Source organism: Paenibacillus sp. Dod16 (assembly GCF_049893405.1).
Taxonomy (GTDB): Bacteria; Bacillota; Bacilli; order Paenibacillales; family Paenibacillaceae; genus Paenibacillus_AQ.
Genome location: NZ_JBNDYG010000066.1, coordinates 54,590 through 73,159, shown reverse-complemented (window position 1 = coordinate 73,159; position 18,570 = coordinate 54,590). Strand labels below are relative to the sequence as shown.

The following is an 18,570-nucleotide window of genomic DNA, read 5'->3' as shown; positions in this document are numbered from 1 at the left end:
CCCTCTTCATTTTCAAAATCGCAAAAAGTCAACAGAGCAGCGATTCTCCTGTTATTGGAGGATCGCTGCTCTGCGTAATTGGTCATTTGCAGCTTGCTTCAGTAGATTGTGGGCAAGGGAAAGCCACCCGACTTCAAGCGTCACTTTTTCCATGCCGCGAAGCATAAACCACCGGAAGCCCTGGTTATTCTTCAGTTGTCCAAACACACTTTCCGGTTCTGTCATTCGACGTACGGCCAAAGCGTAGCCTTCCTCGCTTTGCAAGATTGCCCGAGCTTGCTTCTGGTACCGCAGTCGTTCCAGACTTACAACCACTTCCCGATTTCCTGTTGCCTTTGTACACCGTTCCTTCAGCGGGCAACCGTCGCAACTTAAGCTGCGGTAATGACGTTTTCCAATTTCATATCCACTCTCCAAGAGTTCCTTACTTTCCTTGCGGAAATGCAGCGTTTGTCCGGTGGGGCATATCCACGTATCTTTGGCTTTGTCATAGGTCCAGTTCTCAATCTTTCCGACATTCTCTTTCCATGCTTTGCTCTTTTCTTTATGGTAGCTGCCGTATTTCACTACCGCCTGAATCTCTTTCTTTTCCAGATAGGCGTAGTTTTTTTCACTGCAGTAGCCTGCATCCGCAACTACCGTCCCAGGAAGTTTTCCTAGGATCTGCCTTGCCTTTTCCAGGTGCGGCTGTAAACAACGGGTATCGGTAGGTCTTGGGTGTAGGCTGTAGGCTGTAGGCCAAAATAAATTGGTTTTCTGTTCCAATCTGTACATTGTAACCCGGTTTGAGTTGACCATTCCGCATGTGGTCTTCCTTCATCCGCATGAAGGTCGCGTCCGGATCGGTCTTGCTGAAGCTGTTCCGGTCGCCAAGCAGTATTTGGTACCGCTCATACTTCAGTAGCCTAGGCAGCAAATCCTTGCGAATCTGCCGAACGGCTTTTTTCAGGGGCTTGTCTTTGGGTTTTTCCAATAGCTGGGCTTCGAGCTTCTGCGCTGCTAGTTCGAGTTTCTCGCTGTTCCACTCAGAAGACTCCCCGAGTTCAAGGAGGTCGTTTCCGTGGTGCTCGCGTTCTTCTTGGTCTTCTGCCGCTTCAATGCTCGCGAACAGGGCGTGTACCTTCTCCTGTAATTTCAATTTGTTCTTGTTGACCGCTTTGCCCCACACAAAGGTGTAGCGATTGGCATTCGCCTCGATTTTGGTTCCGTCCACAAAGTAATGCTCTAGCGAAACGTATTTTTCGTCAGACAAAACTGAAGCACGGCGGTAAATACCGTTTCAAGAACGTCCTTCATTCGCTGGGAACTGAAGCGATAAAAGTGCGGAAGTCGGGTCGCTGCCGTCCGGCCAGCCACATAAAGGGAATATTCCCCCGTACCGCTTTGGCGATTTGGCGAGACGAATAGATTTGCTGGGTGTACGCGTAGATAATAACTTTGGTGAGCATTTTAGGGTGGTAGCTGTCGCGGCCGCCGCCAGGATAGGCAACGTCAAAGATGGTGTCGTCCAGCCGATTGACGGCTGCGTTCACGACACGAACGAGGTGATTTTCCGGTATGTCTTCTTCCAGATCCATTGGCAAGCAAAGTTGGTCCATGGTATATTGAATGTACAAAGAAATCGCTCCTTTTGAATGGTTGGGTGGTACCTCCATTTTACCAAAAGGGCGATTTCTTTTTGTGATTTTAAAGAAGATTGTAGAAACTTTTTCTGCTCAAAGCAGCGGAGAGGACGGACTGATTGCTGAAAAGCGGTAGCGGTCGCCTTGGTCTCCGGATTTTTACCGCTAAGGGAAATAAATAAAATCTGGAGAGCACAGCGATTGGAGCAAGGGTCCGTTCGCGGAGCGTCCACACCACGTACACAAGTCAATCCGACTCAAAAACAGCGGGGCGGTCCCAAGCAGCCAGTTCACTTATGGGACAGCCCCTTCTTAAATAAGGATTGAATTGGACTAGTCCATTGACCCCACTTGTTTGTTCCAATCGCCATCTGATTCACTGGTGCTTCCCTTATTGTCACCTTGATCCTCAACCCATCCAAAGCCAGGAACGTAAACCTTCCCATCATTATTTTTAGCTCCAGCCTTTGGTTCATCTTTTGGTTTATTAGGTTGAGTTGTCTTTTCCTCATAAGCTGGAGTAGAAGCGGGAGATTGTGGTTTTGTAGAAGCCTTAACCTTTGGCTTAGGTGGCTGGGTAGGTTTATGTGTTTTTGCAGGTTGTGTAATAGGTACTTCCACGTTCTTTTTTTCCTTTTCAGGCTGAAGTATAGGAGTTTCAGATATGGTAGGCTGAGGGGTGATTTCGGCAACAGAGATGGGGGATGGACTTGGGATTGGATTCTGAGAGGAGTTAGTAGGGCTTGGCTCTATTTCAGAAATATTGATTTTAGAAGGATCTATCGATGATACAGTATTTGTTGATTCAGGTATTTGACTACTGTTCTGATGTGGCCATGCCGCCCAAGTGACAATAAGGCTAACAATCACAATTCCTCCGGCAAAAGCCCATATCTTTCGCTTCATGGTTCTCGACTCCTTATAGCATATTTGTGTTCTTACGAAAGGATCCCGTACTTCTATTTTACTGTATAATTCTGTAAAATCCAATGAAATTAGCTAACATAATATTTTTCAATGAGTTTATGAGCTGAACCGAGGCATATATACTGCTTTAACATGTAACTCTGCCTTCATTGGAGGTAAATGCCCCCAGCCAAAGGAAAGTGGCACTTCTAGCTGTATTACTGCTTCGGCTGTGAATTGCTCTATGGTGTTCGGAGAAGAAGGAGCGAACGGTGCATTGATAAGAGTTACTACTAAACCGGATAAACTATATTCCACCTGATCTCCAATCAGTTTGGCATATCTTGTCCCTTGTTGGGCCAGTCCCAAATTCTCTTGTAGCCGAGGATAGATATGTCCTGTGGAGACCTGCTCCTGCCATTCGTTTTCGGACCGTAAATAACCGCCGGAGTAACTTTGCCGCAGGCTACTGTATACATTACTGTAGTTTTCAGCAACCACGGCAATAATGGAGCTTTGCACGGCATCACGTACACCACTGGCGATAATCGTTAGTCTCATATATTCAAAAATTACACTAGAAAACATTAGTATTGCCAATACAATGGCAACAACTAACGGAAAGCCATTTCCGGATTTGTTAGTCACCCACTTCATTTCCAATACACCTCAGACTTTCCTTGAGCTCTAGCGGAGAGTTCAATGGGAAAGGAGCCGAAATCTCCAAATAGTCCGATGTTAACAGTGGTTTTCAAAGTTACCGTTACATCTTCGTTAATTTGAATTTCTCCGGTTCTACTCCACACAATTGTAGGGTATAGGCCAGTTTGTGTTTGTAATTCACTAGCACGCCTATTAGTCTCATTGCCAACCCTACCGGATATCTCAGCTTCTCGTACCAGTTCCGCGGCGAAAGTGTCCAGTTGATTCTTTACGACAAAGACCGGAAACACCTTGATCGCCAGAGCTACGCATAATATAGCAGCCAATACTAGCACCACCACATCGACGTAACCTTCTCCGCGCTTACTTCGGAGGATGGACACCTAGCATTCCTCCCTTCCTTCTGGATGGTATGCATCAGAATAACTTGCCCATCGCTCTCATGATCTCCATGCCCAAAATGACAATGTACATTAACATAAAGCATCCGAGCATATAGAATGAATACTTGCGTACTTTGCCTGGACGCTTCATTGCAATAAGCTTGACACGCTGAATCTCTACCAATTTGAAGTCATGTGCGAGCATTTCAAAATAGACAACTCCCTGATCACCACGCAATACGGCTAGCAACCCCCGTACAATATCTGATAACATCGTGCTGCCAATACGTGTCTCGAGCCTCAGCAGTGCCGTCTCCTGATTGCCGCTCTTTATATCCGCTATAGTGATAAATAATTCGCTCTGCAAGCTGCTCCCGGCATTCTTGGCGTAGACCTCAAGCATCCGCAGCACGTCTCTAGTAGCTTTAAGCTCCTGCGCGATAGTGGCTACAAACCGGGGGAGTTCAGCTTCAATGTCTTCTCTCTTTTTGCGAACGGATTCACTTGCCGCACTTATGTTTTTGAAGAATACAGTGATTGCTAAAAAGATAAAGAGTGGTGAAATCAGCGGTAAAATTGGCAGACTCACTAATCCTCCACCAAAAATTAAACCCGCTTTTACAATTGAATGAGCTACATAGGCTTGTGGGGTTAGTGGAATGCCAGCTGACTGAAGGGTTGCAGCCGTTTTACGTCTAAAGTAATCGCTTAGTCGAAGCTTAGGAGCTAGCCAGGAAGACATACGAAAGATGAGAGCATCGAAGGTAGAACTGTTTTTCTTCCCAGTTCGTGCGACCTGAATGACTGCCTTTGAGGCAGCAAGTGTAGGAAGTTTAATCAGGTCTGTGATAACGAGATAAGATCCAGCAGCGAAAAACAAACCAATGAACATTAGTAATCTGGACATCATAGACAATCACCTCCATTAGCGCTCCCATTCTTCCTCACGCACTACACCATCCCATGCAGGCTCCGGATAAGGAGCGTGAATATACGGTTCGACTTCCTCCAGACTTTTGAGGGTGATGGCCTCATAACTAATCGCCTCCTCAGCTGATTTCGGCAATTTCCCCATCTGTGTCAATGAAGTAAAGCCTGCATTACCAATAATGATGTGATCCAAAATTCTAATATGAAGCGGTTCAAAGATCGCAACCATTCGTTTGGTCATCTCTATATCTTCCCAGGATGGCTTCAGGCTCCCGCCCGGATGGTTATGCGCCATAATGATGGATGTACAGTCACAATTTAGCGCAGTCTTTAAAATATTGCGGGGGTACACAGGAGCCTCAGTGAGACCACCTTCAGAAATAATCCGTGTTTCAATCACATGGTTACCATTATCTAAGAAGGCGACCATGAAGCGTTCTCGGTCCCGTAGCCCATGTAAAAATGCGGAGAAGTAGCTTCCTGCCAGCTCTGGAGAGGTGATTTTTCGCTGTGTATTCTCCACTTCCCACTGCAGAACACGGTGAGAGATGAGGAATTCATTAAGTTGCTCAACTTTTTGTAATTGCATTGAAGTGAGTTCCAGGGAATGGGGATGCTCCAGAGCATTCGTTAGATTATTGGTATTTCCATAGTTCTCTAATTTTTCGAGTGGAATTCCCGTTAACTGATGAAGGGATTGGATATATTCCTTGACCATTCTCTTATCAAGAGAGTCTTGGCCCATCGAATTCGCTCCCTTCAGGAGATGGGACTGGCTCCAATGCATGTAAGATCTTCTTTACTGCCTGCAGCTTGCTTTTCAAATCGTCAGACAGTTCCTCTTCCTCAAACCGGTCCCAAAAGTTATGGAACCCATATTCCTCAATCAGGGATTGTAAGATGATCTGCTCTTGCGGGGATGCCTCAATCAAATTGCCTAGTAACCGAATAGAATCGTGCATTTGATTTCTCCTTTCTTACCGTTTGTATTCCAGAGGACGTGTAAGCCGGATGACTGCTGCCAGTGAGACAAACAATGCCAATGCGCAGATTGAAAGCACGATATGCCCAGGAGTGCTGGTAGTCAATGTATGGAACCAGTCGCGATTCAGAAAATAAAGTAAGGGAATATTGCCGACGAGTAGGATAGCCATGGTTAGAAATTCTTTTAACGGCTCATAGAGTAAATAGTCAAGCTCCGCCGAGACAACACGCATATCGGACAATTTGGCGACAATGGGCATGAGTGTGGATTTCAACGTTCGATCATCCTGACAGGCAATCAGGGCATCACACCACTCTTGAAAGACGGTATTATTAATCCGTCCTTTAAGCTGTAGAATCGCCAGTCTGAGGTTGGCATGAATCAGTTTCGTTTCAGCTAGGAACGCTTGAAATACGTCTGCTACGGGAGGATTCAAGTAAGGGAGATTTTCTTCAATCGCTGCCAGAATATTCTCGTTGCGCAGGTAGGAGGTGGTAATGATGGAGAGAGCCGTTTCTAGTTCACTACCAAGCTGCTTCTTGTAGAAGGTAGAGCTGAACAAGACACTCCAAAAAGGGAGTAGGGCAAATCCCCCAGCCATTACGGGTAACAACCACAAGTTGTTCAGGAGGATTGCCAGCATAGCTCCGATAATTGCTAAGGAAATGGAACCGGCGATAAGCAAACCAAAACGTTGACTATGACCCGTCTGTTCTAGAATGGCTTGGGCTTCATGTACTGTAGCTCGCCAGCCTTTAAGTTTCTTTGGGTGCTGAACAGCACGGATCCGTTTTGCTAATGTTTGATTTCGAATAGACAAATGGGAGAGTAGTTCGGAGAGTTCTTGGGCTAATGTGTAAGGAGTGAGTTGAAAGATCAACATGCAGCCTGCAGTTAAACCGATAGAGGCTAACAGCAGCATAAACGTCATGAGGCTTCACCTCCGGATAGCAAGCGATGCAATGAAGATAAGGGCAAACCGTTTTCGAGCAACCGTTTCTGTAGGCCGATGGAAATGTCACTAACCTTCTCATAAGCGCCGTCGATGCAAATACGGCCGGCTTCTTCGTAAGTAGCATGGACGGCAAACCGGAATAGCGTATGAATGACACGCTGACCATCTGGGAGTATGCAGCATTCTGTGATTTCCATCATCCTGCGGGTATTGTCCTCAAGTTTCTTCACAAACAAAATGAGTGGAAAGGCTTCTGTTACCAGGTTGTACAGGGTCTGGTCATTCATATCATATTTCTGGGTACAGAGCGTCACCATCCGGTAATAGGTAGCAAAACAAGAATTCGCATGGGTAGTGGTAATCACGGTATGACCAGTTCGAGCTGCTTCTTGAGAAGCAAAAGCTTCAGCAGATTTCATTTCTCCGACGCAAATAATATCGGGGTTTGCAGTCAGGGCGAATTCCAGAAGTTTTTCCTGATCGATATGCTGGCGGGGGTCTTCGCTGGAGCGTGTCACAGTATGCACCACATTGTTCAGAACTCGGCCGTTTTCGTCGGTAATGACCAGATCAAACTCACGGCAATCATTCTCAATAGTGAAGATACGTTTGTCAAAGGGGATCGTGGATAGCAGCCAGCTCATCAAGGTTGTTTTCCCGCTGCCGGTGGCTCCAGTGACGCACATGGATAACCCATACCTTAGACAGATGCTAAGGAAGTCCAGCATTTCCGCGGTCGCTGTTTCATTCTGAATAAAATCCTCTCGGGCTAACTTCTGAGGGTTAATGATCCGTATAGAAGCAGCAATCCCTTTATCTTTATCTGTAATGGGAGCACCGAATACGGTAATGCGAATATTGTTGGCCAGATGGCCCCGGACAATGGGCTGAGAATAGTCGAGGATCATACCGGATTGATGCAGAAGTCGCCGAATGACATCCACCGCATGCTCTGGTGAAGAAAACTGTTCTTCAGCGGGGAGTATTCGTCCATCCGTATAGCTGATTTTCACATCATTGTAGCTATTGATATTGATTTCCTCGACATCTCTTGAAAAGAGATAACGAGTCAAAAAAGAATACTCCACCATCTCGGCATACAGTCGATTGATTAATTCATCGAATGTCAGTCCTGGCACATGTAGCCGTTGGTCGGTTAGATATTGACTCATATAGGAAATGATCTGCTGTTTTTGTTCCTCAGGATGGTGGCTCATCAGTGTGGCATATTTCCCGGAAAGATAAGTCTGAACTTCCTTTAACACATCCGTAAAGGGCTTGGACTGAGTAGCAGAGAAAAATAGTGAAGAAGCTTGATTCATTGACCATCACCTCGGCGTTTTGGTAGGAGTGATTTCAGCCAATCGAGGAGATTTAAGATCGTCGCATTACGGGTTGAAATTATAGAAGATTTATCTTTTGATTTCGCAATGTGCTGATGTTCTTCCGTTAAAGCGAGTTGAATTAAATGTTCAACGCGACTGAGATATGTCTTTGCTTCTTTGCCAGACAAATCATCGAGCAGCCGTGCATCTGACGTTTGTTGCTCTAGTTCTGTCACATAGGGAAGGGTTACCTCAATACCTCCGAAAACTTGACTGTATTCCCGTTCGTCTTGCCCTGCTTTAACATTGGAAAGTACAGAAACATTCAAAGAACGGCGAAACCGTCTATCCGTCAACAATGGTAAATAGGAAGCATAGAACATCAGGCTTTTCAGCTCACAACTATGCAGCCGATAGACGGTATCGGCCAGTTCGAGTGCTACCGTGGAAAGGGGATCGGCGGACAGATAGCTGGAGCAATCAACCAATATCACATCTGCCAGATGTCTTGCTAATGTTAGGAGATCGACAGCACGTTCTCTATCGTAAGAAGCATACGTAAAAGCGGTGTCCCCTTTTTTGTAACCAATTAAAGCAATATGAGGAAAACCATCCAGTGGTAGAGCAAACCGTAGTAATTCTTCTTGAGTCAACGCAGGCAAACTGAGCAGTTCGCCTAGGGAGCGTTGTTGCTTGGCAGCTTGCGGCAGGATTATGGAAGCGGAGGGGCAAAGGGCATCGCAGCAAAGAATCAGAACATTCTTCTTTTTAGCGGCAAAAGCTTTAGCCAGCTTGATCGTCGTTACGGTCTTGCCGCTACCGGGATTGCCCCAAACAGCGATCAACGGTTTATTACTCATTTGCCTCTCCTTTCTTTTGCGGGGCTGTAAAGTAAGCATCTTGTTTGTCGGTAAAAGCTTTGGCGGTAACAGGGTCTCCGCGGTACACGAGGGACGTATGCAGCTTAGCTTTATTCTCAAGATCGGCTAAAAGTTGAGCCTGCTGCGGTTGGACAAGTAAGGTTAGGGTCGAAGGGAGTTCATTTTCCTCATCGTCTTCAGCGGTGACGTTAGTACTTGTTTGGGCGTCCAGTCCGCTGCTTGCAGTGACAGCCAATATTTCAACATACTGTAGTTCTGGAGGCATCGTAGTCGTGCGCATTTCTCCGTAATCTGAAGCGATTAAAGTCACGATATCTCCAGGTTGAAGTTTTCCGGATAATCCTGCTGCAAGGCTTTTAATTGTGACGGACAAGGCTTGTTTATGCCCATCCAGTCGATTGAGGTAAGCATCTAGTGGAACAGCAGATAACTTGGCAGGGAGCAAATAGTCGCCGCTTTTGAGATCCACCGCCGCATATTGTCCAACGACGGTCTCTGTCGCTTTGAGAACAGCTTCAGGCAAATGGAGCTTTCCTACCTCAACGGTTTCTACCTGTTCAGACTGAATTATTGAGCCTTTGGCAACATCCTTGGTAATACGGATGATTGGAGTGGTATTGCTGGCTGCACGGTTTAAGAGTGGTGCAATACCAAAACAAATGATGAGGGAGAGTAGAATACAAGTTGCTCCTAATACTGAACGATTTTTAAATCTGTGCATAAGAGACAAAACCTCCTGTGGAAGGGTTTAGAGTTGGAGCATGATAAACGCAAAAAGACCGCCGGCAGATAAAAAGGGAGCCAGCGGCAGAGAAGTTTGTTTAGCAGATTGATAACCGGATTTGATGCCGATACCTGCAGCAGTGAATAGAACAAGTGTTAATCCAATGATGCTTTGAATCGTGCCACCTACAGGACCTAGCACAAAGCCACAGGCTGCCATAAGTTTGATATCACCGCCTCCGAGCTTGCCTTTGGAGATTACAGCCGCAACAAGGTACGGTATGCCAGTAAGGAGCATCCCGGATAAGGAAAAAAGAGGAGAGAAGTGTATGAATCCTAGAGTGGTAATAACTACGGAAAGAGAATCAGGGATCTGGCGAGTTTTCACATCCTGAATGCTGGCATAAGTCAGGAGCAAGGTAAGAAGTAAACCTTTCAGAAGGATGATATTTAGGAACAGACTCAAGGTTGCTTCTCCTGCCACGGCCATTCAGGTAGACTCCTATAGGGATATACCTTTTGGCTTTTGGCAAAGTGAACCATAAAGCGTACTTGATCGAGAACAGACAGATTATTTCGGTCTTTCGTGGTCATCATCACAGAGGCGGAAACACCGGTTAAGAAAGTAACTAAGGCCATAGGCACACTGCCATTGATCAGCCAGAGTAATAGCGCCAGAAGTACAGTGAGGAGTGAACCGATAAAAGCCTGACCTAATTGCTGTTTGCCAAAACCGGGAAACCATTCGGCTTCTGGCTTCACACCCATCGGAATATACAACGTTTGCGATTCTTGAGTCATCTCAGACCTCCTATTGGTAATAGAACAAAATGATATCTTTCACCTGCCAGATGCTTTCGGCAAGAATGTAAAACAGTACTACGTTTCGGCTACGCTTCTTGTATTTCGTTGCTTCCTCATCAGCCCCAGCCAGACGTACCATGCAATACACCAAGCGACAGGCGCAGCCAAGACGGATTAAGGCGATAAGAGCTTGTGCCAACTCCTCCAGGGTATCCATTCAGTCACCCGGCCTTCGTCATTTTGCGGACCATGCCTATGAGTTTGACGGAGTGATAGACATTGTTTACAACCCCTCCACCGCCACCTGTTGTAATCAAGAAATCGGAGAGGAAACGTGGTGTCTTGATCGCGAGCATCATACAAGCTAAGCCCCAGAAGACATGGGATTGCAGCATCAGCCCCACACCTAATTTGGCTAAGGCGATTTGAATGACTACCGTCAACATGGATTGCACAAATTTCTGGGTATAGGCACGGAACACACCACGGTCATTATCCAGTAATCCAGCGCAGGCTAGCGGAATGCCAACACGAAGGATAAACATTTCGAGTCCGCGCATTAGAAACTGGAAATACAGGATGAAGAAACAAACCACGAAGACCAATCCGAATAGAGCGGTCACAAGTCCGAGTGAGCTGATGCTGTTAACCCATGCCTGCCAGTTGTAGTCGGTCGATTGTCCTATGACGACCAGTAACTGATTGGTTAGCTCTTCGACCATTTGACCGATCCAGGTATAGATGGTGGGAAAACAAATGGCAACAGCCATTGCCCTGAAAAAATTGGTCAGTAGAAACAGCGGTTCTTCATCCGGATCCCCATCGGTCCACAGGACATAAATCTCAAAGCCCTTTTTCAGAAATTTGAGAATCATCACTGCAACTCCAAAGCCAAATAAAATATCGTACAAGCTTTCCAGTAGATTCGTACCGGTTGTGAGGGTCATATATTTCTCTGCATACAAGGAGATGGGGAGGATGTCTTTTAACAAAGTGTCCATGTAAATCAACGCCCCGTTAAGCAGAGCAACGACGAGCAGCAGTAAGATCTTCTCCATCTGTTCCTCCTTTCTAAGAGAAGCGGCGTGACCGCCGCTTCCTATGAAGGCTGCTTAACCTTTGTAGTTGAACATTTCCTTGATTCGCTGAGTGAGTGTAGGCAAGATCGTTCCTTCAAACAACAGATACAGACCGCCTAGCACGAGTGCACCAATCACAACTGCCATCAGGATTTTTACTGCCGTATCCACAAAACCTTCCCCGCGTCGGTTGCTAATTACTGTCTTTGCATTGCTCCCCATGTGAGCAAATTTCTTCGGTAAAGCCTTCATCCATTTTTTCATTATTCATAACCTCCAGAATTCAGTGTGAGCATAGAAAAGAGCCTGCTATGGTTAGCAAGCTTGCTTTACTTGTAGTAGCCAATAATGATATTAAGGGTGGCTGCGCCGAGTACCGCGCCAATGCAGGATACAACGGCAACAATGATACGGTTGCTCCACTTTTTGGTGTCCATCTCATCAGCGGCAGAGCGCCGGATACTAAAATAAACAATGAGCAAACCGGAAACTACAGGAGCCAGAATCATCAACCAAGTTGTGACATCGCCAATTAATTTCTCGGTCCCGGTCACCAGCTTGCTACCTTTAATGTCGCCGGAAGCATAAACGGATGCGGATTCAATCCAATTGTAGTAAAGAGTAAATAGTACGGCTGCTGCAGTTCGTATAACCGAAGAGAAGCGGCCGGACCTTAATCGTCGTCTGAACCCGGAGGGAAGAATCCGCTTTGAGCGGCTGCTTGTTGCCGTTGTTCGGCCATCTGCCGGGTGATATCTTTCTGATAGTAGATCCAAATGTTCCAAAGTTTCACCTCCTCATTCGTATTCGTTCGTACGATTCGCCGCGTTTCTCGTTCTTCTCTCACTTTGCGATTGTGCTCCTTGTCTCCAAGGCCCATCATCGCGTTAAATACCCAAGAGGATAGATCGGGAGAATACATCATTGCTGGGTGGGAACGAGATAGCACAATCTGATAAGGGCGTGAGACACGGTGCACCTCGTCTACCGTTAACAACTTGCGCTCAAGCAGATTTAAGCTGTGTGAGGTGCTTGGAGTCGAATATTTGCCATGTGATGCAGATAACTGGTAACTGGACGTTGTATATGTCCCAAGTTTCTCACTGACTTCCCGCAGCGTCTCTAAATCGTCAGCCTGTAGATATATCCAAGTCTGACAATTGGATTTGATCGTATTGGCTACATGGTCGTCGTATTTTTCTTTTAATTGTTCGAAACTCTGTAGAAATAGGTTAAAGCGCATTCCACGCCCTCCGCCAACCGTCAACTTATTTGTGAAATCGGCAATGGGCGTAAAGTTACCAAACTCATCAAGGATAAAATTGACCCGTTGTTTTAAGCGTCCTCCACGATTGTCTGCTTCGGTAGTTAATAGTTCGTACAACTGTGATACCATAAGCGAAGCCACAGGATAAAAGGTTGTCTTCTCATCGGGGAGGATAATAAAAAGCGCCTGTTTCTTATTGCCGATGTCGGCTAAAGAAAAGTCGCTTTTGTGTGTGATGGCATAAATGGATTTGGAAGTGAAGAGGCGCAATGTGGTCAACGCTGAGGTATAGAAACTACCTTTGGTGCGGGAGGGAGCAATGTCGGAGATGCTGAGCAGAGCCCGAGCAGGATGATTCTGAGGCAACCGTTTAATGTACTCCTGCATCGGTGTTTTGTTGCCGATTTGTTTGTTCATCTCCGCTAGAAACCAATAGACATTGGTCATATTTTGAAACTCCGGGCGCTTGGCGTTATCCCACACGACACTGAGGATCGAGGCGGCGATGACCGACATTTCTCCGTTGGTCCAGATTTTTTCACCCTGAGCTTTGCCTACCAGCACGTTCGTCATGTCCCAAGCGAGCATTTCTGCTTGCTCTTGGTCTCCAGCCAGCGTCGCGTCAATGATAGGCTGAAGCAGATTGTAATGGTGGCTCTTTTCCGGATGGCGGAAATCGAGAGCAAATACTTCATAACCCAGCTTCTCCAGCAGGACGCTACTATAATGAAATAGCTCTGCTTTCGGATCAGAGATAACCAATGACTCTCCGGCTAATGCTAAGAGTCCGATGGATTGAAGGACCACTGTTCGAGATTTCCCGCTGCGTGTCGCGCCGATACAGAGAGAATGAACATCGTCCCCTATAAAGAAAAGACGCTCCTGACTTCGCGCTTGTTGTAATCCTAGGACAATACCACCAGATTTGATCAGAGGTGGTGCTGCAGTTGGGCGAGGATGGTTAATCGCGGTGTTCACTTTCGGAATAGACTTCGGATGAAGCATTCTCACGGTGAAAGTCCTCCTTCAGATCGGTTTGTCGGAAATGCAGGTCGTCGTAACCGGAATGAATCAAATGGCGAATATAGGGATGATGCAGATCGAGCAATTCGCAGTCGAAGGCATCAGCCCATTCCTCTTCTAGGAGCCATCGTGCGGAACCATGCTGATTTTGTCCCACCACTACAGGTGTTTCAATCCCGGGTGCAATTTGCTTCAGTTTACTTTGATAAGGCCGGTTATTGGAGGCGATAAAGAGAGCGGACAGGAGTAAAGTAAATCCTTGAAGACAAAGAAAGAGCAGAAAGTGAACTCTGCTAGAAATAAGACTACCTAGGCTTGTATTTAGGGAGGGGACAGTGAGGGTTGAAGTTGAACCGGATAAGGCACCATGCAGGGCCGTAGAAAAGAAGAGATTAAAGATGGAACCGATAGTTATTAAAAGCGTGCAAAGCAGCAGCCTTTGTTTCGTTTTCACCACTCAGGCTCCTCTGTGGGTTCAAAAAAATTATCAGGTCGTTCTCTCAGGGAGATAGAATCTTGATGGAATTGTTGGAAGTTATCATACTGTTCTGGAGTAGGGAAGCGGGCTTCCTGATCCAGCTGTATTTGTAGAAAGAGTGATCTGGGTGCCGGCTGATCATAAATACGGCCCCATTCTTCAACATGAAGATTATGCATCGTTACATAGACGGGATGGTCCTCGCATAGGGTATGCACCAGGCTATCTTCGTTGATAATTTGTTCCAGCATAGCAGGGTGAGAAGCGGACAATTCATAAACCGGAATGGAGCAAGCATCGAGTGGATAAAAGAGATAGTTTTCTTGACCAGCTGCTACCTCTTGTGCCATCTCCGACAGACAGTGCTTTGCGATCGTTTGATGAACCGCGAGTGCCCACTCTCCGTCATGATTCACCATGGAAATACCATTGTAGAACTCTTGGCTCTCCGTAATGTCTCCCCATGGTGTAGTTGCTGGTGGGGTCATTCCTCCAAAATACTCCGGAGCAAAAAACTCTCCATCCTGGGCCAACTTTTCTGGCGAGCCGCACCATTCTTTGAATTCCGGATCCGTAATTGCATCTTTCTTGAGCAGTTCATAAGCAGGAATGATACTTTTGGCGTCGTCGAAATAGATATGATCACCTTGTGACTCTCCAGCATGCAACGCTTCTTCACTGAGTACTTCTTTGGCATAATCAGCATCCACAACAATGCCGCTATTGTGTTCGGCCATCATGCCGTACACATGCAGGCCAATTTCCGCGCAGGTTAAAATATTACCCCATATCGAGCTTTCGGGCTGAGGCATGAACTCACTTCCTTTTATAACAAAGATGAGTTGTTACCGAGCATCTTCGGTAATTTCGAGCGTCTCCGAGTTACCGTCAAAGTCATGACTAAATTCATGTTCGTAGTTCAGGTGGATTTCCCGATCTTTAAGCTCGGGCAGTAGTTCCTCCAATCGGTCGATCAGGATCTGGACCTGTTCGAATTGCTCCATAGTCTTGTCGTTGGGACTTATGAGGAATTTGACCATCTCATCATGAATGAGAATAATCTCATTTTCGCTGAATAGTTTCTTACCATCTACCAGGCCGCTGCGGACTGCAAAGTTCTCCATTGCTTCATTTCTGTCATAAAAATATTGGCGTTGTACCGGTATTCCATTCTCTGGCGCAAGACGGTAGGTCGAAAACACATATTCGAATAGAGGATGATGTTTGCAAGCAAGAATGACATCCCCGTATTCACTAAGCTTGTAGACACCGTTTGTGATCTTCTCATCCTTATCGGTGTATGGCTTTTCGGTACAAACACCTAGCTGCAAGGCTGTTTTCCGTGCCAGGTCTGAAATGCTGCTCATAAGACGATCTGAGACAGTAACAAAAGGATTGCGTTCAATGCTGTCCATCCGTGTATAGAAGGCAATGATCTGATCCTTCTGATATAGATCTGCTAAATAGTCCGCGGATGTGGAACGCCGAACCTCAATCCCTTGCTGGGATAGGGCAGCAAAAAAGCTTTTATAAAATTCGCTTTTACTTTTCATTTGAGGCACACCTTTCAAGAAGGCTACTGTTCGTGATCCAGTTCAGCTTGAAGTGGCGATTGAAGGGGATTTAGAGAATGGGGAGTCAGTGACTCAATTTTCTTTAGAAGATGGTCAATGGATTGTTTTTCGTTATACCCTAGTGTGGAATCATTAATGCTACGATAGAGGAGGGCCGCGTAAAACGAACTGAGCTGATCGGTTTCAAACAATCTACCCTTGTCGAGTAATCCACTTCGCATTAGAAAATCGTCCTTAGCCTTCTCATATTCATTGCGATAAAAATAATGGCCCATGGTAAATCCAGTCCGCTCGTTATTCATCTCCCACGTAACAAAGCGAAACTCACCGTCCCCATCGTAACGGCCTGCTAATACATGATAGTTATATTCCAGCATACTGCGGTAACTGCTCAAACTGGAGATTCCAAGCTGGACAGCATTACGATAGCTGCGTTCTATCTCCCAGACCTTTCCGACAATGCTTGGAATCTGGTGAGCAAGTGCAGCTTCGGCATTAGCTGGATAATGAATTTCACCATTCTGATGAATAAATGCGATAGGGTCGTTCTTTTGAAGAACAGAGAGAACGGAGGACGATTCACGCTGGATATTCAAACCCAAACGGGAGAGTTCTGCTTCCAGCACCTCTTTCATTCTCGATTATTGATCTCCACTGGCCGATTGCTCCTTGAGCTGAGATGGATTCTCCTGAGAAGGAATTACTTGAGGTTGTTGATTCGGTTTGTCCTCTGAAGGTGGTCGATGCTTCCGTGGAGTTTGACGCATCAGTTTCTCAAACGATTGCAGCTTTCCATTGGTAAAAAACATTTGATCATTCCCTTCGATGTGGTTGGAGACTCACACTACCTATCGAATCCTTTATCCTTATTTCGAAGAAACCGTTCTTTCTTAGCCTGCTTCGAAAAGTCACCGCCCATTAGCTTGCTTTTGTCGTCGTAATCCATCTGAGCATTCATCGCCAAGCCTTCCATCAGGTTAAGCAGCTCAAGCACTAATTGCTCTGTCATGGCATACTGCCAATTAGCTTGTTTGATATTAAAGCTGGCATCCTTCTCTAGCTGGATGATGGTGCGAACCGTGGAGAGGATGCGGTTGGCGATACGTTTTTCTGCTTCAGCCTGATACTTAGCACGCTGCCTGTTCAAATGATCTGGATTAGAATCATAAAGCATAGCCAGGTTCATTTTGGCCTCGACGTAATCATCTACCATCTGAGCCAGATAACGATTCTCTTGCAAGATGTTCTGTACAAACTTATCCAGCGGTGTTGTCGATTCAGGAGGCAACAGCTTGTACGCAAGTCTTCCGAATTTCGGCATTTGTTGACGCAATTGAAAAAGCTGTTCAGCCAACTTCTTGACAGAAGAGGGCTCCACCAAATGATGTTTAGGAAAGTGGAGAAGAGAGTCTTCATCGTCAATTTCGAACTGCTGCTGGAATGCTCGAAATGCTTTGGGATTCAACTGCTTCAGATAGTTCTCAAATTCTGATACCAATTGATCGGTAATCTCGGATACTCCGGATTTGGCCTGATCCCGCATGGCAATAAACTGTTTGATTTTATAAGCGAACGTGTCTTTAATCAACTGTTTTCGAATGCGGTTGGGGACTTCGGGGGAAGTGAAGTTCTTCATGATTTCTTGTTTCCTGTCCCAGAACACCACATGAAGATGGGGATGATCCATTTCGTTATGAAGGGCGGCAGCCCAGCTGAGGTTCTCTGTTTTAATCTGGTTTTGAGCTGCAAGTGTGGCAATGTGCTGCTCCATGTACTGCTGCCATGCCGTGAAGTTTGATAGTCCTAGTTCCATTGCAGTTTCTTTGCGGAAAGAAATAATGCCACGATACATGTTTTTGCCTTGCTGCGAAATATCTCGGACAGTTCGCGCCACTTCTTGCCAGGAATCAAATATCTGCATCTCGCCGGGCCTTAGTTTTCCAAATAGACCATGGTTTTTCGCATCATGCCGAACTGCACCGGGACGGGTGGCGATATAACCAATATGACAGTAATTGCTGACTGCGGTTTTGGGCTTATTGGGGTGGAAGAAGCGTTGCTTATAGATCAGAGCCGACATCGGTATCGCCTCCGCGTAGTCGCTCAGCATCCTGCTCAAAACCATCACCGGAGAGGAATAGCTTCTCCACATCAGTGAGCTTCATCTTCATGTATTCCACTGCAAGCTGCCGAGCCTTCTTCTCAATCTCCCGGAAAGTTGTATAACGATTCACATCTATTAAATCCGCAATGATAGCAATGGTGGAGTAATAAGAGGCGGCGGACATGATGAGGTCTTTGCTAGCCAGTCCGGCTAACCGGTTACTCAAACTATTGATGGCAATGGTGATCTCCTGGCGGATAATAGTAGTGATGAAATCAATCTCTTCGGTATAGGCATCTACAGACATCCCCTTTTGAATAAAGGCACGTACGATATCTGACATACTGAGATGCTTGGTGGCCGAGTACTTTTTCAACGCTTCATATTGTTTCTTTGGGAGCTTGACGGTGATCTGTACGGTTTTCTCAGCTTGTGCCATGGCATCTCCTTCCCATTAGGATACTCTTATGCGACATTCGTTTACCGGGCGAAAATCACTAGAAATGTCGGTGGAAGCTCTGCTTCCACGCTGTTTTCTCGCAAAATGACATTTTGCTATTCCTGCCTTTACACCACCACCATCGGGCGGTGCCCTCTGGTGGTGGGACGGCAGTCCTCTTATCCAATGAGAAAAAAGCTTATAGCTCATAGTCACAATCCTCCTCATGAATAGGTGATTTCTCTTCGGTTGTGGGCTGACGCATAGAAACCAGATCTACATTGAAATCCTTATTGTGTGGCGTTTGGATACTGGTCTGATATCCTAACTGATCATACTTATGGGCAAATTTAAAGGCAGCCTCTTGTCCCCAATTGGGAGCCGGGCTGCCATCTCGACAAGTGGCGTTATAGTCATTATCTAAGCAGA

At 46.1% G+C, this 18,570-nt stretch carries 25 protein-coding genes and 1 pseudogene; all 26 read right to left on the bottom strand.

All coding sequences use genetic code 11. From position 1 onward, the window contains the following. Window positions 1-51 precede the first annotated feature (51 nt). A pseudogene (locus ACPV3A_RS33740) lies at window positions 52-1,616 on the bottom strand (IS1182 family transposase). A gap of 339 nt (window positions 1,617-1,955) precedes the next feature. Further along, window positions 1,956-2,528: a DUF6550 family protein gene (locus ACPV3A_RS33735; RefSeq protein ID WP_375103638.1), complete on the bottom strand. Its 573-nt coding sequence runs from the start codon at window positions 2,526-2,528 to the stop codon at window positions 1,956-1,958. Between the two features lie 117 nt (window positions 2,529-2,645). After that, on the bottom strand, window positions 2,646-3,185 hold the full coding sequence (locus ACPV3A_RS33730) for a hypothetical protein (protein WP_375103637.1): 540 nt from the start codon (window positions 3,183-3,185) through the stop codon (window positions 2,646-2,648). Next, window positions 3,182-3,481, bottom strand: a complete 300-nt coding sequence (locus ACPV3A_RS33725; RefSeq protein ID WP_426204177.1) for a DUF4320 family protein — start codon at window positions 3,479-3,481, stop codon at window positions 3,182-3,184. The genes ACPV3A_RS33730 and ACPV3A_RS33725 overlap by 4 nt, the downstream gene beginning before the upstream one ends. Window positions 3,482-3,608: 127 nt before the next feature. Next, window positions 3,609-4,484 carry a secretion protein F gene (locus tag ACPV3A_RS33720; protein WP_375103635.1) on the bottom strand — a complete coding sequence of 292 codons (876 nt, stop codon included), beginning with the start codon at window positions 4,482-4,484 and terminating at the stop codon, window positions 3,609-3,611. Between the two features lie 15 nt (window positions 4,485-4,499). Further along, the gene (locus ACPV3A_RS33715) at window positions 4,500-5,249 is read right to left on the bottom strand and encodes a JAB domain-containing protein (RefSeq protein WP_375103634.1); all 750 of its coding nucleotides are present in this window, start codon (window positions 5,247-5,249) and stop codon (window positions 4,500-4,502) included. Beyond that, window positions 5,230-5,466, bottom strand: coding sequence for a hypothetical protein (locus tag ACPV3A_RS33710; RefSeq protein WP_375103633.1), 237 nt, complete (start codon window positions 5,464-5,466; stop codon window positions 5,230-5,232). Before ACPV3A_RS33710 ends, ACPV3A_RS33715 begins: the two co-directional genes overlap by 20 nt. A gap of 15 nt (window positions 5,467-5,481) precedes the next feature. Further along, window positions 5,482-6,420: a type II secretion system F family protein gene (locus tag ACPV3A_RS33705; RefSeq protein ID WP_375103632.1), complete on the bottom strand. Its 939-nt coding sequence runs from the start codon at window positions 6,418-6,420 to the stop codon at window positions 5,482-5,484. Beyond that, a complete protein-coding gene (locus ACPV3A_RS33700) occupies window positions 6,417-7,766 on the bottom strand; it encodes an ATPase, T2SS/T4P/T4SS family (RefSeq protein WP_375103631.1) in 1,350 nt (449 codons plus the stop codon). Before ACPV3A_RS33700 ends, ACPV3A_RS33705 begins: the two co-directional genes overlap by 4 nt. Then, window positions 7,763-8,629, bottom strand: a complete 867-nt coding sequence (locus tag ACPV3A_RS33695; protein WP_375103630.1) for a hypothetical protein — start codon at window positions 8,627-8,629, stop codon at window positions 7,763-7,765. The genes ACPV3A_RS33700 and ACPV3A_RS33695 overlap by 4 nt, the downstream gene beginning before the upstream one ends. Continuing rightward, complete coding sequence (gene cpaB / locus ACPV3A_RS33690; protein ID WP_375103629.1) at window positions 8,622-9,371, bottom strand: Flp pilus assembly protein CpaB; 750 nt, start codon at window positions 9,369-9,371, stop codon at window positions 8,622-8,624. The genes ACPV3A_RS33695 and cpaB overlap by 8 nt, the downstream gene beginning before the upstream one ends. A 27-nt stretch (window positions 9,372-9,398) precedes the next feature. Then, window positions 9,399-9,863: a prepilin peptidase gene (locus ACPV3A_RS33685; RefSeq protein ID WP_375103628.1), complete on the bottom strand. Its 465-nt coding sequence runs from the start codon at window positions 9,861-9,863 to the stop codon at window positions 9,399-9,401. Further along, window positions 9,836-10,174, bottom strand: coding sequence for a hypothetical protein (locus ACPV3A_RS33680; protein ID WP_375103627.1), 339 nt, complete (start codon window positions 10,172-10,174; stop codon window positions 9,836-9,838). Before ACPV3A_RS33680 ends, ACPV3A_RS33685 begins: the two co-directional genes overlap by 28 nt. A gap of 10 nt (window positions 10,175-10,184) precedes the next feature. After that, on the bottom strand, window positions 10,185-10,394 hold the full coding sequence (locus tag ACPV3A_RS33675; protein ID WP_375103626.1) for a mercury transporter: 210 nt from the start codon (window positions 10,392-10,394) through the stop codon (window positions 10,185-10,187). Window positions 10,395-10,398: 4 nt separating this feature from the next. After that, window positions 10,399-11,235: a conjugal transfer protein TrbL family protein gene (locus tag ACPV3A_RS33670; protein ID WP_375103625.1), complete on the bottom strand. Its 837-nt coding sequence runs from the start codon at window positions 11,233-11,235 to the stop codon at window positions 10,399-10,401. 54 nt (window positions 11,236-11,289) lie between these two features. Beyond that, the gene (locus ACPV3A_RS33665) at window positions 11,290-11,520 is read right to left on the bottom strand and encodes a DUF6133 family protein (RefSeq protein ID WP_426204169.1); all 231 of its coding nucleotides are present in this window, start codon (window positions 11,518-11,520) and stop codon (window positions 11,290-11,292) included. Between the two features lie 65 nt (window positions 11,521-11,585). Then, complete coding sequence (locus ACPV3A_RS33660) at window positions 11,586-11,810, bottom strand: Mbov_0395 family pilin-like conjugal transfer protein (protein ID WP_426204167.1); 225 nt, start codon at window positions 11,808-11,810, stop codon at window positions 11,586-11,588. 119 nt (window positions 11,811-11,929) lie between these two features. Then, complete coding sequence (locus ACPV3A_RS33655; RefSeq protein WP_375105448.1) at window positions 11,930-13,528, bottom strand: VirD4-like conjugal transfer protein, CD1115 family; 1,599 nt, start codon at window positions 13,526-13,528, stop codon at window positions 11,930-11,932. Next, complete coding sequence (locus tag ACPV3A_RS33650) at window positions 13,485-14,000, bottom strand: hypothetical protein (RefSeq protein ID WP_375103623.1); 516 nt, start codon at window positions 13,998-14,000, stop codon at window positions 13,485-13,487. Before ACPV3A_RS33650 ends, ACPV3A_RS33655 begins: the two co-directional genes overlap by 44 nt. After that, on the bottom strand, window positions 13,997-14,836 hold the full coding sequence (locus ACPV3A_RS33645) for a hypothetical protein (protein ID WP_375103622.1): 840 nt from the start codon (window positions 14,834-14,836) through the stop codon (window positions 13,997-13,999). The genes ACPV3A_RS33650 and ACPV3A_RS33645 overlap by 4 nt, the downstream gene beginning before the upstream one ends. A gap of 33 nt (window positions 14,837-14,869) precedes the next feature. Then, window positions 14,870-15,577, bottom strand: a complete 708-nt coding sequence (locus ACPV3A_RS33640) for a hypothetical protein (RefSeq protein ID WP_375103621.1) — start codon at window positions 15,575-15,577, stop codon at window positions 14,870-14,872. 23 nt (window positions 15,578-15,600) lie between these two features. Next, window positions 15,601-16,233 carry a hypothetical protein gene (locus ACPV3A_RS33635; RefSeq protein ID WP_375103620.1) on the bottom strand — a complete coding sequence of 211 codons (633 nt, stop codon included), beginning with the start codon at window positions 16,231-16,233 and terminating at the stop codon, window positions 15,601-15,603. A 6-nt stretch (window positions 16,234-16,239) separates the two neighbouring features. Beyond that, window positions 16,240-16,407, bottom strand: coding sequence for a hypothetical protein (locus tag ACPV3A_RS33630; protein ID WP_375103619.1), 168 nt, complete (start codon window positions 16,405-16,407; stop codon window positions 16,240-16,242). A 35-nt stretch (window positions 16,408-16,442) separates the two neighbouring features. Beyond that, window positions 16,443-17,678 carry a MobP3 family relaxase gene (gene mobP3, locus ACPV3A_RS33625; protein ID WP_375103618.1) on the bottom strand — a complete coding sequence of 412 codons (1,236 nt, stop codon included), beginning with the start codon at window positions 17,676-17,678 and terminating at the stop codon, window positions 16,443-16,445. Next, on the bottom strand, window positions 17,659-18,141 hold the full coding sequence (locus ACPV3A_RS33620; protein WP_375103617.1) for a hypothetical protein: 483 nt from the start codon (window positions 18,139-18,141) through the stop codon (window positions 17,659-17,661). The genes mobP3 and ACPV3A_RS33620 overlap by 20 nt, the downstream gene beginning before the upstream one ends. Before the next feature lie 199 nt (window positions 18,142-18,340). Continuing rightward, window positions 18,341-18,570: hypothetical protein (locus tag ACPV3A_RS33615; protein ID WP_426204163.1), on the bottom strand; the 230-nt coding region annotated here is incomplete at its 5' end.

Coding starts and splice junctions, on each gene's coding strand:
- ACPV3A_RS33735 (WP_375103638.1), bottom strand. CDS start 2,528: ATGAAGCGAAAGATATGGGCTTTTGCCGGAGGAATTGTGATTGTTAGC.
- ACPV3A_RS33730 (WP_375103637.1), bottom strand. CDS start 3,185: ATGAAGTGGGTGACTAACAAATCCGGAAATGGCTTTCCGTTAGTTGTT.
- ACPV3A_RS33720 (WP_375103635.1), bottom strand. CDS start 4,484: ATGATGTCCAGATTACTAATGTTCATTGGTTTGTTTTTCGCTGCTGGA.
- ACPV3A_RS33715 (WP_375103634.1), bottom strand. CDS start 5,249: ATGGGCCAAGACTCTCTTGATAAGAGAATGGTCAAGGAATATATCCAA.
- ACPV3A_RS33710 (WP_375103633.1), bottom strand. CDS start 5,466: ATGCACGATTCTATTCGGTTACTAGGCAATTTGATTGAGGCATCCCCG.
- ACPV3A_RS33705 (WP_375103632.1), bottom strand. CDS start 6,420: ATGACGTTTATGCTGCTGTTAGCCTCTATCGGTTTAACTGCAGGCTGC.
- ACPV3A_RS33700 (WP_375103631.1), bottom strand. CDS start 7,766: ATGAATCAAGCTTCTTCACTATTTTTCTCTGCTACTCAGTCCAAGCCC.
- ACPV3A_RS33695 (WP_375103630.1), bottom strand. CDS start 8,629: ATGAGTAATAAACCGTTGATCGCTGTTTGGGGCAATCCCGGTAGCGGC.
- cpaB (WP_375103629.1), bottom strand. CDS start 9,371: ATGCACAGATTTAAAAATCGTTCAGTATTAGGAGCAACTTGTATTCTA.
- ACPV3A_RS33685 (WP_375103628.1), bottom strand. CDS start 9,863: ATGGCCGTGGCAGGAGAAGCAACCTTGAGTCTGTTCCTAAATATCATC.
- ACPV3A_RS33680 (WP_375103627.1), bottom strand. CDS start 10,174: ATGACTCAAGAATCGCAAACGTTGTATATTCCGATGGGTGTGAAGCCA.
- ACPV3A_RS33675 (WP_375103626.1), bottom strand. CDS start 10,394: ATGGATACCCTGGAGGAGTTGGCACAAGCTCTTATCGCCTTAATCCGT.
- ACPV3A_RS33670 (WP_375103625.1), bottom strand. CDS start 11,235: ATGGAGAAGATCTTACTGCTGCTCGTCGTTGCTCTGCTTAACGGGGCG.
- ACPV3A_RS33665 (WP_426204169.1), bottom strand. CDS start 11,520: ATGAAAAAATGGATGAAGGCTTTACCGAAGAAATTTGCTCACATGGGG.
- ACPV3A_RS33655 (WP_375105448.1), bottom strand. CDS start 13,528: ATGCTTCATCCGAAGTCTATTCCGAAAGTGAACACCGCGATTAACCAT.
- ACPV3A_RS33645 (WP_375103622.1), bottom strand. CDS start 14,836: ATGCCTCAGCCCGAAAGCTCGATATGGGGTAATATTTTAACCTGCGCG.
- ACPV3A_RS33640 (WP_375103621.1), bottom strand. CDS start 15,577: ATGAAAAGTAAAAGCGAATTTTATAAAAGCTTTTTTGCTGCCCTATCC.
- ACPV3A_RS33635 (WP_375103620.1), bottom strand. CDS start 16,233: ATGAAAGAGGTGCTGGAAGCAGAACTCTCCCGTTTGGGTTTGAATATC.
- ACPV3A_RS33630 (WP_375103619.1), bottom strand. CDS start 16,407: ATGTTTTTTACCAATGGAAAGCTGCAATCGTTTGAGAAACTGATGCGT.
- mobP3 (WP_375103618.1), bottom strand. CDS start 17,678: ATGTCGGCTCTGATCTATAAGCAACGCTTCTTCCACCCCAATAAGCCC.
- ACPV3A_RS33620 (WP_375103617.1), bottom strand. CDS start 18,141: ATGGCACAAGCTGAGAAAACCGTACAGATCACCGTCAAGCTCCCAAAG.